The sequence below is a fragment of the Dyadobacter jiangsuensis genome (assembly GCF_003014695.1).
GTDB classification, from domain to species: Bacteria; Bacteroidota; Bacteroidia; order Cytophagales; family Spirosomataceae; genus Dyadobacter; species Dyadobacter jiangsuensis.
Genome location: NZ_PYAS01000010.1, coordinates 219,532 through 235,629 on the forward strand (window position 1 = coordinate 219,532; position 16,098 = coordinate 235,629).

Annotated in this window: 15 protein-coding genes; 9 read left to right on the forward strand and 6 right to left on the reverse strand. The window is 50.6% G+C overall.

Features of this window, described 5'->3' with window-relative positions:
• Positions 1–11 precede the first annotated feature (11 nt).
• The gene (locus CLV60_RS21075; RefSeq protein WP_106597352.1) at positions 12–1,730 is read right to left on the reverse strand and encodes a T9SS type A sorting domain-containing protein; all 1,719 of its coding nucleotides are present in this window, start codon (positions 1,728–1,730) and stop codon (positions 12–14) included.
• Between the two features lie 458 nt (positions 1,731–2,188).
• On the opposite strand from CLV60_RS21075, the gene CLV60_RS21080 reads away from it, so the two are divergent.
• Entirely contained in the window at positions 2,189–3,109 is a 921-nt protein-coding gene (locus tag CLV60_RS21080) for an aspartate carbamoyltransferase catalytic subunit (RefSeq protein ID WP_019940609.1), read from the forward strand.
• Positions 3,110–3,120: 11 nt separating this feature from the next.
• Here CLV60_RS21080 and CLV60_RS21085 read toward each other — a convergent pair whose 3' ends face one another.
• Positions 3,121–3,831 carry a DNA alkylation repair protein gene (locus CLV60_RS21085; protein ID WP_106597353.1) on the reverse strand — a complete coding sequence of 237 codons (711 nt, stop codon included), beginning with the start codon at positions 3,829–3,831 and terminating at the stop codon, positions 3,121–3,123.
• Positions 3,832–3,915: 84 nt separating this feature from the next.
• On the opposite strand from CLV60_RS21085, the gene CLV60_RS21090 reads away from it, so the two are divergent.
• The 3 genes from CLV60_RS21090 to rlmB all read left to right on the forward strand — a co-directional run bounded on the left by CLV60_RS21090 (position 3,916) and on the right by rlmB (position 6,926).
• A complete protein-coding gene (locus CLV60_RS21090; RefSeq protein ID WP_106597354.1) occupies positions 3,916–4,806 on the forward strand; it encodes an SDR family oxidoreductase in 891 nt (296 codons plus the stop codon).
• A gap of 150 nt (positions 4,807–4,956) precedes the next feature.
• The gene (locus CLV60_RS21095) at positions 4,957–6,177 is read left to right on the forward strand and encodes a GWxTD domain-containing protein (RefSeq protein WP_106597355.1); all 1,221 of its coding nucleotides are present in this window, start codon (positions 4,957–4,959) and stop codon (positions 6,175–6,177) included.
• The gene (rlmB, locus tag CLV60_RS21100) at positions 6,153–6,926 is read left to right on the forward strand and encodes a 23S rRNA (guanosine(2251)-2'-O)-methyltransferase RlmB (RefSeq protein WP_106597356.1); all 774 of its coding nucleotides are present in this window, start codon (positions 6,153–6,155) and stop codon (positions 6,924–6,926) included. The genes CLV60_RS21095 and rlmB overlap by 25 nt, the downstream gene beginning before the upstream one ends.
• Positions 6,927–7,020: 94 nt before the next feature.
• Here the strand turns inward: rlmB and CLV60_RS21105 are convergent, their stop codons facing one another.
• From CLV60_RS21105 to CLV60_RS21115, 3 genes are all read right to left on the reverse strand, one after another.
• Positions 7,021–7,407 (reverse strand): LPD3 domain-containing protein, encoded by a 387-nt coding sequence (locus CLV60_RS21105; RefSeq protein ID WP_146151580.1) that lies wholly within the window; start codon positions 7,405–7,407, stop codon positions 7,021–7,023.
• Between the two features lie 85 nt (positions 7,408–7,492).
• Positions 7,493–8,599, reverse strand: a complete 1,107-nt coding sequence (gene mnmA / locus CLV60_RS21110; RefSeq protein WP_106597358.1) for a tRNA 2-thiouridine(34) synthase MnmA — start codon at positions 8,597–8,599, stop codon at positions 7,493–7,495.
• 193 nt (positions 8,600–8,792) lie between these two features.
• On the reverse strand, positions 8,793–9,836 hold the full coding sequence (locus tag CLV60_RS21115; RefSeq protein ID WP_106597359.1) for a hypothetical protein: 1,044 nt from the start codon (positions 9,834–9,836) through the stop codon (positions 8,793–8,795).
• A 49-nt stretch (positions 9,837–9,885) separates the two neighbouring features.
• Between CLV60_RS21115 and mobA the strand changes: the two genes are divergently transcribed.
• From mobA to CLV60_RS21140, 5 genes are all read left to right on the forward strand, one after another.
• Positions 9,886–10,509, forward strand: coding sequence for a molybdenum cofactor guanylyltransferase (gene mobA / locus CLV60_RS21120; protein WP_106597360.1), 624 nt, complete (start codon positions 9,886–9,888; stop codon positions 10,507–10,509).
• The gene (fdhD, locus tag CLV60_RS21125) at positions 10,481–11,308 is read left to right on the forward strand and encodes a formate dehydrogenase accessory sulfurtransferase FdhD (protein ID WP_106597361.1); all 828 of its coding nucleotides are present in this window, start codon (positions 10,481–10,483) and stop codon (positions 11,306–11,308) included. Before mobA ends, fdhD begins: the two co-directional genes overlap by 29 nt.
• 2 nt (positions 11,309–11,310) lie before the next feature.
• Entirely contained in the window at positions 11,311–11,673 is a 363-nt protein-coding gene (locus tag CLV60_RS21130; RefSeq protein WP_106597362.1) for a DUF7009 family protein, read from the forward strand.
• A 3-nt stretch (positions 11,674–11,676) separates the two neighbouring features.
• Positions 11,677–13,983, forward strand: a complete 2,307-nt coding sequence (locus tag CLV60_RS21135; protein ID WP_106597363.1) for an FdhF/YdeP family oxidoreductase — start codon at positions 11,677–11,679, stop codon at positions 13,981–13,983.
• A 121-nt stretch (positions 13,984–14,104) separates the two neighbouring features.
• Positions 14,105–14,875 (forward strand): glycerophosphodiester phosphodiesterase, encoded by a 771-nt coding sequence (locus CLV60_RS21140; protein ID WP_106597364.1) that lies wholly within the window; start codon positions 14,105–14,107, stop codon positions 14,873–14,875.
• A 94-nt stretch (positions 14,876–14,969) separates the two neighbouring features.
• Here CLV60_RS21140 and CLV60_RS21145 read toward each other — a convergent pair whose 3' ends face one another.
• Positions 14,970–16,022 carry a homoserine O-acetyltransferase family protein gene (locus CLV60_RS21145; protein WP_106597365.1) on the reverse strand — a complete coding sequence of 351 codons (1,053 nt, stop codon included), beginning with the start codon at positions 16,020–16,022 and terminating at the stop codon, positions 14,970–14,972.
• Positions 16,023–16,098: the final 76 nt, after the last annotated feature.

Sequence of the window (16,098 nt, forward strand, 5' to 3'; positions counted from 1 at the left end):
TGAACGCAAGGTCAGAGTTTTGTTATTTTTTCCCTGATTATCGATCCAACGCCTGTTTTGAACTCGATAATGTAGGCACCTCCCTTCAACCGCGACACGTCGATCGTGCTCCCCTCTTTCTTTTCGAGCAAAACATTCCCGCTTATATCTATCACTTTCAACCCGTTAACCGTCGATCCGTCATGGGTCGCGACTTCGATCACGTGTTCCGATGGGTTGGGATAAACTGCCGGGGCAGCAGTTTCATGCCCGTTTTGCGCAGCCACTATTCGTGAAAGTGTAGCCGTTCCATCGTAATCGACCTGGTTGAGACGGTAGTAGGTTATCTCTCGCCCGGGCGACTCGTCGGTAAAATGATAACGGTTCATTTCTTTACTATCCCCTGCTCCTTTCACATTGCCTATTACGGTAAAAACTTTGGCATCGGTACTCTTTTGGATTTCAAAATAATCATTGTTTGTTTCCAGGCTAGTGACCCATTCAAGCTCATTGAAGCCATTGAGCGACCTTTTTGCATTGAAACCAACCAGCGACACCGGCAAAGGCGGGGACGGCAGCGGCGGCGCTGTGGCCATATAGGGTTTGGCATTGCCCAACACATTCTCCGCCGGATCCAGGATCGCGTCACGCCAGAGGCCAGCCGCCATTATCTGCCCCAGCTCATTGAAATGCAGCCCGTCATAACGCCCCTCATTGCCGATTGCATTGAGATTCGCGCCCCGGAACGTATTGGGATCGTCAACGATGAGCGCATTTTGCGCGTCGGTAATCTCCTGATTGACCCCATTGTTATAGCAGGCTGTCGCGACGAGCCAGGCCAGATCCTGGTAATTCGCCTCGTTCCGGCTCTTTTCCACCACTTTCTGGCTTCTGAAATAGAAGCCTGCACCCGTAGTGTCCAGGTCATTGATTCCATGCGCCGAAAGGATCGCGCGCAAGCCGGTCCGCGGCGCATACTTGTTCATGGCATTACGGATATTGACGTAGGGCATCCGGATGCTGTATTTTATAAAACCATGGGAGAATGGGATATCGTAAGCTGCTTTGTAGAAATATCCCATATTACTCCCTCCGAAAGCTGCACTGTAAAAGAGAATGGGGACATTCAACGACTTCACGAGCGAATCGCCCAGTTTGGACCAAAACCACGGCTCCCACACCATCGGAGCTATGCCGCAGGTCTGGCAGAGATGCGTAGGTGCCAACGGCGGAAGGTCATCCGGGCTTCCCGTATCGAGGTATCGCGCGCGTCGCGCGACATCCGTATTGGGATCGATGCTATTAACCAGGTCGCTGGCAGCACCCGTCATCTGGCCCTGCGCGGAGGAGGCGTTGGAATGCCCAACGATAAGAAAAACCTCTCCTACACCCACTTTTTCGATTGTCACGGCGCCACCAACCTGCTGATTGGCACTGTTCATTCCCCTTACCTCGAGATCGAAACGTCCTCCCGGCGAAGTAAGGAACCCGCCGAATGCCCCGTTAGCGAGGTTCGAGGCGATCGTCGTCCAACCTACCGCATTACCCGGCTCTCCCGCTCTGGGATTCAGCCTTGCTTCGATATGATCAATCTGGTTGCCGGTGTAAGTACCTGTCACGAACACGTTTGCACTACCTACCTGATTACGCTGAAAAACCATTCGCGCAGGTGGAAAATTCACATTGAGCTGCGCCTGCACTGGAGAATAGGCAAGCACCAAAACGAAAAACACATAGAGCTTTATGCGCATACGGAACTGGATTAAGTGTGAGAAACTTAAACGAGCGGGTGCTGAGACGATAAAAAACGGGGGTGCTATTCCATCCGGGCGGACAGAAAAAATTGTCAGTCAGGCAGAGGTTTGTCGACAGCAGGAGCCATACATTCCCCGCCTAAGCGGCGCGGTACGACGATCCAACGGCCCGACAGGCCTTTTCATGAATGAATGGCACTATTGAGTTGGTTATCAAGAAATAGGGAGGAGAATAACGCTAACGAAGCAGTGGGAAAACAACCGGTATGAACAAAAATAGCGGAGAAATTAAGAAATAAATGTATCAATAAGAATAACTTATTCTACGGTAAACAAAGACTATTCGACACAGAAAGATGCGTTTCGTTTAACGCTGATTTTCCTGAAAATTTCACACGAATTTTCGCATTGACCGCTTCCTTATTATCTTTGCCAAACTTTCTTGAATACAACCAATGACACAACTTTCGGTCCGGCACTTACTTGGAATCAAAAACCTGAACGAGAACGACATTCAAACTATCTTAGATACAGCGACTCAGTTCAAAGAAGTCATTAACCGGCCCATCAAGAAAGTACCTTCCCTTCGCGACATTACCATTGCCAACGTTTTTTTCGAAAATTCCACCCGCACCAGGCTTTCTTTTGAGCTTGCGGAAAAAAGGCTTTCCGCCGATGTGGTGAATTTTTCGGCTTCCGGCAGTTCGGTGAAGAAGGGGGAAACATTGCTCGACACGGTTAACAATATCCTCGCCATGAAAGTGGATATGATCGTGATGCGCCACAGCAGCCCGGGAGCACCGCATTACCTCTCCACACGCATCCCCGCGAACGTTGTGAATGCAGGCGACGGCACACACGAGCACCCGACGCAGGCATTGCTCGATGCGTTTTCAATGCGTGAAAAACTGGGTGACCTCGCCGGTAAAAAAATCGCGATCATCGGCGACATTACACACTCCCGTGTGGCATTGTCAAACATATTCTGTCTGCAAAAACTCGGTGCAGAAGTGATGGTATGCGGCCCATCCACATTGATTCCCAAGCATTTGGGAGAGCTAGGTGTAAAAATAGGCCACAATGTCAAAGAAGCGCTGCAATGGTGCGACGTAGCCAATGTGCTGCGTATACAGCTGGAACGGCAGCAGATCAAATACTTCCCGTCGCTGCGTGAATATTCGTTGTATTATGGCATCAACAAAGCCATGCTCGACGAGCTCGATAAGGAGATCGTGCTCATGCACCCCGGCCCTATCAACCGCGGCGTTGAACTTTCGTCCGATGCGGCTGATTCACAGCATTCTATTATTTTGAATCAGGTAGAAAACGGGGTAGCCGTGAGAATGGCCGTGCTATACTTGCTTGCTCAACAGTAACAAGCTACCCATCAACACCTTACTTCTTTTCGTTTTCGACCTAACAGGCCTTTGTCCCACACTTTTTGAATGTAATCGGGCGAATAAGGGACTTTGCACTCGGTATTACCCATATTGACCTTCACCTTCCCGATCCTTTTGCCTGCTTCCATTGCTTTCTCAGCCAGTGGCGCATAATACGAGCCCACGGCGATCACGAAACCGTTCATGACATACCGGACCTGGTTTGGCGCCGAATGCACCTCGCGCTCGACACGGTCAAGCAACTGGTCAATTTCCCGTTGGTCAATTTGATCGTCCAGCGTCAGTGCCATAATGTATCCCCAGGTCGCCCATCCGGCGTCGGCGGTGAGTTCATGCGATGATTCGATCCATTTACGGGCCATTTCAAATTTATAAGGACTCTCGGCAGCGTTCCAGGCCACGGTGTACTCGCTGATCATATGCCAGGAAGCTCCTTTGATCCACTCGTCGAGCACATCGGGTGTCATCAATCCGGGTTTCGACATCAGTCCGGCCAGGTACATCGCATCCGAATTACCGGTTTTGAACAATTCAAGCGCGAGTTGGTGATCATTTTTGTGCCTTTTGAGGATCGGTTTCATGTCGCCTATCCGCACCCCGTAAATGGGCTCCACCGCACCGTGGTTCCGCATCGTTTTGAGCGTCTGCTCGGTCGCCAGCATAGCCAGCTCATTCATGATTTCCTTCACCTGCTCCATGTCCGGGCAATTTGTTTTTCATTCAAAATATAATGTTTTTAAAGAAAAATTTACTTTTCATCCCATTCTAAAAATACATTCATCATGGCTTACAACGAAGGTATGCTCCGCGACGGCGCGCTCGAAAACAGGACGATCATCGTCACCGGAGGCGGCACCGGGCTCGGAAAATCGATGGCCGCTTACTTTCTGCGCCTCGGCGCTAACGTGGTTATTTGCAGCAGAAAGGAAGATATTCTCGAAAAAACAGCGTCGGAACTCAGGCAGAGCACCGGCGGTAAAATCATATATGTCCCCTGCGATGTAAGAAAAACCGAGCAGATCGAAAACGTGATCGCAAAAGCCGTGGAAGCATTCGGGCAGGTCGATGGGTTGGTCAATAACTCCGCAGGGAATTTTATCAGTCCCACCGAGCGGCTTTCTTACAAAGCCGTTGATACGGTCGTCGATATCGTGCTGCGCGGCACATACTATTTCACGTTAGCGTTGGGCAAATACTGGATTGAAAATCATATCAAGGGCTCCGTCCTCAACATCGTGACAACCTACGCCACCACGGGTTCTGGCTGGGTAGTACCGTCGGCGATGGCCAAGGCGGGCGTACTGACCATGACCAAATCGCTTGCATTTGAATGGGGAAGACACGGTATACGCCTCAATGCGATCGCCCCGGGGCCATTTCCGACGAAAGGCGCCTGGGACCGCTTGTTTCCGGAGGAGCTCGCCGCCAAATTCGCATTCGAAAACCGCATTCCCCTCGCGCGCACGGGCGAGCACCAGGAACTAGCCAATCTGGCCGCCTATCTGATTTCGGATTTTTCGGCCTACATGACCGGTGAGGTGATCACACTCGACGGCGGCGAAGTGCTGGCGGGCGGTCAATTCAATTTCCTGAAAGAAATCACTGACAATCAGTGGGATGCCATTGAAGAGCAGATCAAATCTGCAACCCGTGGCGGTAAGAGTCCGGAATAAAAATTTTATTACCGTTTTATTGGGTAATTTTGCCCGTTCGTTCGTTATTTGACAAACGATGAATACACTTACATGAGAACAAATCTTCGCTTTTGTATCCATATAATGTCTGTTTTGGTGATGGCCGGGTGCGCATCATCCAATAAGTCTATGAAGCAGATCCCCGAGGCTCAGGTGCGGCCAACGGAGCAGCAACAACAGCAGATGTCTTCGCCAGTCAATGAGGAACTGTCGCTGGTGGCCATTCAAAGCAAATATTTGTTGAAAGACACGACGCAGACGTCGGTTTTTCTGTACGTGGATGCCTTCAAGGGGAAAAATCCGATCGGCGTAGCAGATTTCGTGAAGCTGTATAACCTCAATTATGTGATCTACTCCGATTACGGGACACGCGAACGGCTCGGCTACGGCAATGTAAAGCTCGATTCGACGAACGTTTCCCGCATGGGCGACAAGATTGTGATTTCCTATGAGTTGAAAAGTCCTAACCGCGACTACGGCGTATTGCTTAGTGAAATCAGCCAGACCGGCACACTGAAAAAGGTATTGAACGACCTCACGATCCGTTTCAAGAAGCTGGCTGTAAATCAGACATATGGTGTCTACCTGGGCAACTCCACCCAGCCGCTGCAAAGGCACTATATAAGTTCTAATGAACAGTTTACGATTAAAAAAGCAGGAAAAAGTGCCGATCAGCTGCACGTTTATTACTATAACCACGAGTTCGAGCCGGCGGGGTCACCGATGAACATCGCGCCGAAAACCGGCAACAAATCACTCGAAGTGGACAGTACATTCACGATCAGTGCCAATCAGCCGCTGCAATTCACGAAGGAAGGTCTCTATAACATTTTCGCAGACACTACCCAGTCGGAAGGCTTGGGCATTCTGGTGGTGAATGAGCGCTACCCTAAAGTTACCCGCCCGCAATTGCTCCTGGGCCCGTTGCTTTATATGAGTACCAACAACGAAATCAACGAGATCAAGAAGGCAGAGGATTTTAAAAAGGCTTTGGATAAATATTGGCTGACGCTCATGAACGGCAATGCACCGCTTGCTCAGCAATCGATCCGCTCTTTCTATGGCAGGGTTGAAGAAGCCAACCAACTTTTCACCACCTACAAGGAAGGCTGGAAGACCGATAAAGGAATGATTTACATCGTATTGGGCCCGCCGGACAAAGTACAGCGCAGCAAAGACCGCGAGGTATGGACGTACGATCACAGAGGCAACGCTCAAAACGTCAATTTTACATTTAACAGAAGAAACAATCAATTTGTGGATGATCATTATGAACTGGTTCGCTATGCCGAATACCAGCCGATTTGGTATCCAGTAGTAGAAGCATGGAGAAACGGAAGTATACGGTAAGAAAACCAGCCCCCAGACAGTCCCAGGCCGATATGGTTTTTGGTACGCAGTCGGTACTTGAAACCCTTCGTTCGGGCAAAGAAATCGAACGGTTATTTATTCAACGCGAGTTCGGGCTTGCGGAGATTGAAAAACTCGCCAAAGAACTTGGCGTCCCCTATCAGCGCGTACCGGTCGAAAAACTGAACCGGGTAACCCGCAAAAATCACCAGGGTGTCATCGCATTTGTATCGCCTATCCAATACATGCCTTTGCACAATGTGCTTACGCAGGTGTACGAGGATGGCAAAACCCCACTCCTGCTCCTGCTGGACCGCGTTACCGACGTCCGCAACTTCGGCGCCATAGCGCGTACAGCCGAATGCGCAGGCGTGCAGGCGATCATCGTTCCGACCAAAGGCGGCGCGCAGATCAATGCGGATGCGATGAAAACATCATCCGGCGCGTTGAACTTCCTGCCCATTTGCCGCGAACCCAATCTCTACGAAACGCTGACCTACCTTCGTAACAGCGGCTTGCAGATCATCGCTTGTACGGAAAAAACGGACAAATCGCTTTATGACATTGATTTCACCGTTCCTACGGTAATCATCATGGGCTCTGAGGAAGATGGTATTTCAAAGGAATTCATCGACCTCGCCGACAGCGGGGCACGTATTCCACTTGCCGGCCAGGTTGAATCGCTGAACGTGTCGGTTGCGAGTTCGGTGGTTTTGTATGAGGCTGTGAGGCAGAGGATTAAAATCTGAGAACAAGACTTGTTTTTCAGATAAAAGTGTTATATTTGTCTAACACCTGAACCGGCATTGGATTGCATCTCCTCTAAGCACGTCGGGTGTTTTTTCATTCCAGGGTTTCCCAGCGTATCGATTCAGTAATTGAATAAAGAAAATAACGGTTCTGAACCGTCAACTGGATATTAAAATAGGCGGTTTTACCGCCTATTTGCGTTTCAAAGAAATGATATCCGACAACGTGCGGTCTGGGATGATTTTGCTGTGAGGTAAAGCCGACGTAAGCAGCGCTTCCCAGTGCTTCTTCCAACCCATCTATTAACAACAATATCTTGTCGCGGTAAGGGTTGAATGGTTGGTTAATGCACTCCTTAACTCCCGCCATATTGAACTCGATTTCTCCACCAAGTTCCGTACGGAAAATTCCAACGTTCTTAGTAACCAAATCCAATCTAACCCTGTCCTTCGCCATCCGACGCAAGAGATTTAAATCCATCTGTAAGTTTGTTGATGATGAAACTTTACAGAGGAACTAGTTGAGTAGATAGGGGAAAACTAATTTAGCGATTTATTCGTAAATCTCACTCCTGCCGGAAACTCTTCATAATCCAACCACCGCCGACCACGTCATCGCCTTCATAAAACACAGCAGCCTGTCCCGGTGCAATGCCGTTCACGCCGTCGTGAAAGCGGGCTACGATCTGATCCGGGCCGGTTTGTTCTATGATCGCGGGGGTACCGTCGTGTTTGTAGCGTACCTTGGTGATCGTCTCCATCGGCTTTTCGATGGATTCGTATTTTTGGAGATTCAATTTGCTCACATTCATGCCGTCGCGGAAAAGATCGGGCATATCGCCAAGCACTACTTCATTGGTGTCTTTCCGGATTTCAGTCACAAAAACGGGGCGGCCTAATGCAATACCGAGGCCTTTGCGCTGGCCGACTGTATAGAATGGGTAACCTTCATGTTTGCCGACGACCGTGCCATCCGCGTAAATGAAGTTACCGCCTGCAACTTCGGCTTCCAGCCCTGGAATTCGTCTTTTCAGGAAACCGCGGTAGTCGTTATCCGGCACAAAGCATATTTCGTAGCTTTCGGACTTATTAACCAGGTCAATAAACCCTCTTTCACGCGCCATTTCGCGGATTTCGGTTTTATGCAAATAGCCTAGCGGCAACTTGGTGCGGGCCAGGCTTTCCTGCGAAACGCCCCAAAGTACATAGCTTTGATCTTTCCAGGCATCAATACCTTTGGAAACATAGTGGCGGCCGTTGTTGAACTGCATATTGGCATAATGCCCGGTAGCGATGAACTCGCAATCGAGGCGGTCGGCGCGACGGAGCAGTGCGTCCCATTTGATGTGGGTATTACAAAGCACGCACGGGTTAGGCGTACGGCCTTCGAGGTATTCGCCGGTGAAATGGTCGATCACGTAATCGCCAAACTCGGCGCGGATATCGAGAATATAATGCGGGAAACCCAGTTCCACCGCGATATTGCGTGCGTCGTTAATGGAATCCAGCGAACAACAGCCGGTTTCTTTCTTGGTACCTCCGCTGCTGGCGTAGTCCCAGGTTTTCATGGTCATACCAATGACTTCATACCCTTGTTCGTGGAGAAGGACAGCTGCGAGCGAGCTGTCGATGCCGCCGCTCATGGCGACAAGAATGCGTCCGTGTTTACTCATGGTAGTAATCTGGCGAAGGTTGAATGCCTTCCGATTTTGGTTAGAATTGAAAAGGAACCAACGCCGCCAAACGATCGCTGGTTCCGTATTGCGGCTGCAAATTTACGATTATATCTCAGTAATACCTTACGATCAGCCGTTATTGATCGCAACTTTGCCCATTTTCAGAAAATGCAGGTCGTTCGGTAAAAGGTTACGCGATCACCATCCGTATCACATTCTTAATGTTTAACTCAATAATCTCGGTCATGGTCTCGCATTTGTGGTAATGTTCGTCGGAATAATGGGCGGCAAGACTTTCGCGTAACTGGTGGATATTCTCGGCGGTCGATATTTTATCCTTAATGCACACATCGCGCAGGTCGCGGAGGCGGTAGCGCTCGGCTTTGGCCTGGTACATGATCGACGACTGCTCTTCCTGCTGGTATTGAACCACCGTTTTGTCGGTCAGGTATTCCATCGCGAGTTGCACATAAGGCAGGTTTTCCTTGAAAAACTGCGGCATATACACTTTCAGATTACCCTCGTAGAACTGCTGGTCGAAATCGATGGCACGGAGGCGGAACTGGAAATCGTCAAAATCCGGGGTAATCTGCATCACGAAATTGTAAGAACGCATATCGCCCAGCAGCGTGATCTTGCAGCGCTCATTGAATTTCACAAATTCCTTGGCGATCCGAATCGGGTTGTAGTCGGGATCGCGCATACGCGTGCGGGCAAACTCGTCGCCCGGTATGCCCGCAATATGCTCCTCGATCAACGTCTCGCCGTCGACAATGTAGTTAACCTGGTTGGGCGAGAAGATCTCTTCCAGTTCCAATCCGTAAATCCGGGAAGAATCGGCCTTTTTGACGTAGAAATAGTCGTAGATATCATTCAGCCGGTTCACGATTTTAATGCGGAACGGGTTGGAATTGCCAAACTTGCAATAATCGATGCGATCGATGTATTTGTGCTCAACAATGCGCAGGTTACCCGAGGCTTTGAGCATTGCATACACTTTTTTCAAACCCGCATGCAGTCGTTCCAGCTCATACGGTGGATAAAGCGGGCTCTCCCAAAGCGTATCCTTTCCGTTTTTATCGATAACCGGAAACGACTCGTAGAAATTCAGCAGATCGTGGTAAGCCACCGGCAACCGGGCGTCTCGCTGGTAAAAACGCAGGTATTTGCGCAGCTCGGAGCTCACCGGATAAATCGGTTTTTTCCTTAATATTTTAACATCCCCCATTTCCATACAAGGAAGTTACGCATATTTGACCGATTAAAACCATTGACCTGCCACTATGAGCTTATACGGATTGGTGATCTGCGGCGGCGAAAGCACAAGAATGGGGACCGACAAAAGCCTGCTGGTGTATTACCAAAAACCTCAGCACGAACACGTTGCCGACCTGCTCGCGCCCCTGTGCGAGCGCGTGATCCTTTGCTGCAATGCGGAACAATACAAAGCATTCCGTACCGGCTACCCGAAACTGGCCGACCTGCCGAAATACGGCGGCGCAGGCCCCATGAGCGGGTTACTCACCGCATTTGAAACCTTTCCAGGAAATGACTTCCTGGTGGCAGGCTGCGACTATCCCTACCTGTCGACGGACGAACTAGCCAATTTTCTGCATAATACCGATAAGGATTTGCCTGCCGCAGCCTTTTATAATGCAAACGGATTCTACGAGCCGCTGCTCGGATGGTATTCGCAATCGACAAACAACGCATTGCGGAAGGCTTTCGAAAACGGCTCACGCTCGTTGCAGCGTTTTTTAATTGCGGAGAACGCGGGGAAATACCGGCCATTGTCGGGAAAAACAATGCTGAGCGCAGACACGATGGATGATTTCCAATCCGTCAAACGAGCGCTTGAATCAGAAAATGACTTTCAAAATGGAGACCAGTTCGATAACCAGCCATAAAATCATACGCGTTAGCGGGCATGATGCCGAAGAGCTCGACGACCAGCTTGCCGTGGAAGAGCCGCTTGAAATACAGATTGCATTTCAGTCGGGAGGACGAAAGGAGCGCAAAAGCATTTCGGTCACCATGCGGACGCCCGGAAACGATCATGAACTTGCCGCAGGATTTCTGTTCACGGAAGGCATTATCCATTCCAGAAGCCAGATCGCCGGCATTGCGAATACACCGCTTGACGAAAACCGGGTAATAGTAACTTTCTCCGATAGTTTCGAGCCAAAACTAGGCTCGCTGGAACGCAACTTCTACACGACTTCCAGCTGCGGCGTTTGCGGCAAAGCGAGCATCGATGCGATCAAAACCAGATCGGTTTACGCAAATGCTCAGGAGAATTGGTTTTTAGAAAAAGGGCTGCTATACCCGCTCACCGACCAGATCACTCGCCATCAGAATACCTTCGAAACAACGGGAGGGCTGCATGCTTCGGCGCTTTTCGACATTTCAGGGCAATTTTTGATGTTGCGCGAGGATGTAGGAAGGCATAATGCGCTGGACAAACTGATCGGTGCGGCATTACTGGCAGACCAACTGCCACTCGGCAAGCATATCCTGCTCTTGAGCGGTCGGGCTAGTTTTGAGCTCATTCAAAAGGCCGCCATGGCGGGCATTCAAATAGTGGCGGCGATAGGTGCTCCTTCGAGCCTGGCCGTGCAGTTGGCGGAAGAGAGCGGCATTACGCTGATTGGGTTTCTGAAAAAAGACAAATTCAACATTTACACCGGCCACCACCGGATTCTATAACTATGAAAATCCGCATTCACGGAAACTCCGTACGTTTCAGGCTTTCCAAAACAGAAGTCGGCAAACTTGAAAATGAAGGATACCTCGAAGAAACGACCGACTTCGGCCCGGCACAATTGGGTTATGCCGTACGAAAATCGGGAGTAACCGAGCTGCAAGCGCGGTTTGAACATCACAAAATTACCCTGGAAGTGCCCGAAAAGCTCCTTGCGGGCTGGGCTGCGAACAATACCGTAGGGTTTGAAGGAAATATGCCGCTGAGCGATGGCAGTTCGTTATTTATGTTGATTGAAAAAGATTTCAAATGCCTGGACAACGTCCATGAAGACCAGTCCGACAATTACGATAACCCTAAAACCTGCTAAACCATGTCCGAAAACCCGATCCCGGGCTCCGAAAACCCGGAAAAACTGACCGGTTTGAAACAAGGCCCGATCAAAAAAGTGGCCGCGGGAATCCCCGCGGTGGTTTCTGCATTGGAAATGACCGTCAGCGAAGCTGGTTTGGAACGGGGGATGAAAGCGCTTTTCAACCTCAACCAAAAAGGCGGCTTCGATTGCCCCAGCTGTGCCTGGCCCGACCCCGACGACGAGCGTTCGGGCATTGCCGAGTATTGCGAGAATGGCGCAAGGGCCGTGGCGGAAGAAGCTACCGCGAAGAAACTAACCGCGGAATTCTTCTCGCAGCATTCCGTGCAGGAGTTGGGTAAACTTTCGGATTATGAAATAGGCGGCAAAGGCCGCATTGCCGAACCGATGTTCCTGCCCGCTGGCGGCACGCATTACCAGCCCATTACCTGGGATGCGGCATTTGAAAAAATTGGAACCGAACTGAACCGGCTCGCGTCACCCGACGAAGCCGTATTTTACACCTCCGGCCGTACCAGCAACGAGGCCGCTTTCCTGTACCAGCTTTTCGTGCGGGAATATGGCACTAATAACCTGCCCGATTGCAGCAATATGTGCCACGAAAGCAGCGGCACGGCATTGGGCGAGTCGCTGGGCATTGGCAAAGGCTCGGTAACGCTGAATGATTTTTACCAGGCCGAGGTGATCATGATCCTCGGGCAGAACCCGGGTACCAATCACCCTCGGATGCTCACCGCATTGCAAAAAGCCAAAGCCAACGGCGCTACGATCATCTCCATTAATCCCTTGCCCGAAACCGGCCTGATGGGTTTCAACAACCCGCAAACCGTGCTGGGCGTGCTGGGCTACAAACCAGGGCTGACCGATATTTTCCTGCAAGTGAAGATCAATGGCGACATGGCCCTGCTCAAAGCCATCGAGGTACTCCTGCTGGAAGCGGAACAAAAAGCGCCCGGCAGTGTCTTTGACCAGCATTTTATCAACCAAAACACACAAGGCTGCAACGAATTCCTGCAAGACCTGACACAATACAATGCAGAACAACTCGCTGCGCAAGCGGGCATACCGTTCGCACAGGTGCAGGAGGTTGCGCGCGTGCTCGCGGGGAAAAGCAGGATCATCGCCTGCTGGGCAATGGGGCTCACGCAGCATAAGAACGCAGTGGCGACTATTAAGGAAGTCGTGAATTTGCTGCTGCTGAAAGGCAGTATCGGCAAACCCGGCGCAGGGACGTGTCCGGTGCGCGGGCATAGCAACGTACAGGGCGATCGGACGATGGGTATTTTCGAACGCCCGACTGCCCGGTTCCTGGATTCCATTGAAAAGAACTTCCATTTCGCTCCGCCACGAAACCACGGTTACGACGTGGTGGAATGCATCAAGGCCATGCATGCCGGTGAAGCAAAAGTGTTTTTTGCCATGGGCGGCAATTTTCTCTCCGCCACCCCCGATACGCGTTTCACCGCGGAGGCATTGCAGAACTGCAAACTGACTGTCCACGTATCCACCAAACTGAACCGCAGCCACCTTGTGCATGGCCAGGAGGCATTGATATTACCCTGCCTCGGTCGAAGCGACAAGGACATGCGCAACGGTGAGAACCGTTTTATATCGTGCGAAAATTCGATGGGCGTGATCCAATCCTCACGCGGCGTGCTTCAACCTGTTTCGGAGCATCTATTGAGTGAGCCGGAAATCGTTTGCAGATTGGCAAAAGCGACGTTAGGCGAGCGCAGCAAAGTAACTTGGGATCAATACGCGGCCGATTATGACCTCATCCGTACCGACATCGAGCGCACCATCCCCGGTTTTGCGGACTATAACGAGCGGGTACGCCAGCCAGGCGGCTTCTATTTGCCCAACTGCAACCGCGCGGGCGACTTCGATACCCCTACCCGCAAGGCGCATTTCCACATTGCAGCACCGGAAAAGCAACATTTGAAAGACGGCGAGCTAATGATGATGACCATTCGCAGCCACGACCAGTTCAATACCACGGTGTATGGCCTGAACGACCGCTATCGGGGCATTTACAACGAACGGCGGGTAATCCTGATGAATGCGAAGGATATGCAGGATCGTAACCTGAAAAACGGCGACCTGGTAGATTTACATAATCATTACGACGGAGTCGCTCGCGTGGCGCACAAGTTTATCGTCGTCGAGTACCCGATTCCTGAGCAATGCACGGCTACCTATTTCCCCGAAACCAACGTGCTGGTGCCCATTACGAGCGTTGCAGAGAAGAGCAACACGCCGACGTCCAAAATGGTGGTTCTGACGATTACGCCGCATCAGGGTTTTTAGGATAACTTAATATTGACCTAACAGACACCCGCCCAAGTTGCCGTAATTTCGCCGCTACTTTGCCCGATTGGGGTAAAATGCGCTGAAAAATGTCTTTTCAAGGAAGTTTAAATTGAATACAATGAAAAAAGGATTTTTAATGATTGCAATCGGGCTGATGAGCCTGGTGTCGATGGATGGTATGTCTCAAAAGAAAAACAAGGTGATCGCGCACCGCGGCGCCTGGAAAAATACCGGTGCTACCGAAAACTCGATCGGCGCATTGGAACACGCAATCAAGCTGGGTTGCTACGGCAGCGAGTTCGATGTGCATATGTCGGCCGACTCCGTTTTGTACGTCCTGCACGACCATTCCATTCAGGGAACGAATATCGAAACGACCAATTCAGCTGAGCTTTCGAAGATCAAATTGGCTAACGGCGAGTGGCTACCGACTTTGGAAGCCTATTTAAAGGCGGGTTCGAAGCAGAAGAAGACGCGTTTGATCCTGGAAATCAAAACCTCCAAAATCAGCAAAGAGCGCTCCCTGGCATTGGCTACCAAATGTGTGGAACTGGTGAAGAAAATGAAGGTTGAAAAAATTACAGACTACATCGCATTCGACTGGGATGTTTGCCTGAAAGTGAAGCAGCTCGCTCCGAAAGCACACGTAGAATACCTGAACGGCGACAAAACACCTGACGAAATCCAGGCTGCCGGCCTCGATGGTATCGACTACCATTTCAGCGTTTTGAAGAAACACGAGGATTACATTCCCGCAATGCGTCAGAAAAAACTGACTACCAATGTGTGGACGGTCAATAGTGAAGCCGATTTGAAATACTTCCTCGAAAAGGATGCGGATTATATTACGACCAATGAGCCTGAGCTGCTGCTGAGCCTTTCGAAGTAATTTTGAAATACATTAAAAAGCGAAACTCCCGATCGGTTGCCGGTCGGGAGTTTCGCTTTTTGTATTGATATAATGCCTTAAAATCCTGAATGCATTAACGAATGCGCGCCATCTGCAACTGCCCGTTCGTCTCCTGCCACGCTCGGATCACCTGCGTAAGCTGCTTATACTCGATCAGGAAGCCATCGTGGCCGTACAATGAATCGATTTCCTGAAATGCGGCATCGGGAATATGCCGGGCCAGGAACTGCTGCTCCGAAAGCGGAAATAGCAAGTCGGATTTAATACCCAGTACCAGCGTCTTCGCCTTCACGAGCCCGAGCGCATGCACGATACCCCCGCGGTTGCGACCCACATTATGCGAGTCCATAATCTTGGACAGCGCCCAGTATGAGAATGCATTGAAGCGCTTCACAAACTTGTCGCCCTGATACTGCTGGTACGATGACGCCCGGAAATCATCGATCTGATCCGGATTATCGCGGGCTTGGGTAAAATTGTAAGTATCGTAGTTGCGGTACGACAGCAACGCGATCGACCGCGCCGCTCGCATACCCATCGCACCTGCTTCCGGGCTATCTTCGGCATATGTAGGATCGGCCTCGATCGCCATCCGCTGCGATTCGTTGAAGGCAATGCCCCACGGCGAATGCAATGCATTGGAAGCAATCAGGATCAGCTCTTCGAACAAATCGGGCTTTTCTACCGCCCATTCCAGCGCCTGCTGGCCACCCAGAGAGCCTCCGATGCATATTTTAATCTTGCTGATCGCAAGTTCCTGCCGCAAAAGGTCCAGTGTTCCTACAACGTCCCTTACAGTAAGGGTCGGGAAGTTATGGTAGTAAGGCTGGTTTGTCCGCGGATTAACCGAAAGCGGCCCTGTGGATCCGTAAGCCGACCCTAGCACGTTCACACAAATAATGAAATGCTGCGAAGGGTTGAAATATTTATCGTCCCCTACCAGTCCGTCCCACCAGTCGTGGGCATTGGAGCTTCCGGTAAGCGCGTGGCAAATCCAGACGATATTGGTGTCGTTGGCATTCCTTTCTCCATAAGTAGTGTATGCGAGTTCAAATCCGGGCAGTTCGCCACCCATTTCGAGGGCGTAGGGATAGGGGTATTTAAATGTCTTCTGGTCCGCTTGCATAAGAGCCACAGCACGTGGTTAAATTCAACACATGGTAAAATTGACAGCCGGAATAAATAATTTCGGTTGTAGCTGC

Bases quoted from the DNA above. Each gene is read 5' to 3' on its own strand.
- CLV60_RS21080 (WP_019940609.1), top strand. From the start codon at position 2,189: ATGACACAACTTTCGGTCCGGCACTTACTTGGAATCAAAAACCTGAAC.
- mnmA (WP_106597358.1), bottom strand. From the start codon at position 8,599: ATGAGTAAACACGGACGCATTCTTGTCGCCATGAGCGGCGGCATCGAC.
- CLV60_RS21085 (WP_106597353.1), bottom strand. From the start codon at position 3,831: ATGGAGCAGGTGAAGGAAATCATGAATGAGCTGGCTATGCTGGCGACC.
- mobA (WP_106597360.1), top strand. From the start codon at position 9,886: ATGAGCTTATACGGATTGGTGATCTGCGGCGGCGAAAGCACAAGAATG.
- CLV60_RS21130 (WP_106597362.1), top strand. From the start codon at position 11,311: ATGAAAATCCGCATTCACGGAAACTCCGTACGTTTCAGGCTTTCCAAA.
- CLV60_RS21095 (WP_106597355.1), top strand. From the start codon at position 4,957: ATGAAGCAGATCCCCGAGGCTCAGGTGCGGCCAACGGAGCAGCAACAA.
- CLV60_RS21135 (WP_106597363.1), top strand. From the start codon at position 11,677: ATGTCCGAAAACCCGATCCCGGGCTCCGAAAACCCGGAAAAACTGACC.
- fdhD (WP_106597361.1), top strand. From the start codon at position 10,481: ATGGAGACCAGTTCGATAACCAGCCATAAAATCATACGCGTTAGCGGG.
- CLV60_RS21075 (WP_106597352.1), bottom strand. From the start codon at position 1,730: ATGCGCATAAAGCTCTATGTGTTTTTCGTTTTGGTGCTTGCCTATTCT.
- CLV60_RS21140 (WP_106597364.1), top strand. From the start codon at position 14,105: ATGAAAAAAGGATTTTTAATGATTGCAATCGGGCTGATGAGCCTGGTG.
- CLV60_RS21105 (WP_146151580.1), bottom strand. From the start codon at position 7,407: ATGGATTTAAATCTCTTGCGTCGGATGGCGAAGGACAGGGTTAGATTG.
- rlmB (WP_106597356.1), top strand. From the start codon at position 6,153: ATGGAGAAACGGAAGTATACGGTAAGAAAACCAGCCCCCAGACAGTCC.
- CLV60_RS21145 (WP_106597365.1), bottom strand. From the start codon at position 16,022: ATGCAAGCGGACCAGAAGACATTTAAATACCCCTATCCCTACGCCCTC.
- CLV60_RS21115 (WP_106597359.1), bottom strand. From the start codon at position 9,836: ATGGAAATGGGGGATGTTAAAATATTAAGGAAAAAACCGATTTATCCG.
- CLV60_RS21090 (WP_106597354.1), top strand. From the start codon at position 3,916: ATGGCTTACAACGAAGGTATGCTCCGCGACGGCGCGCTCGAAAACAGG.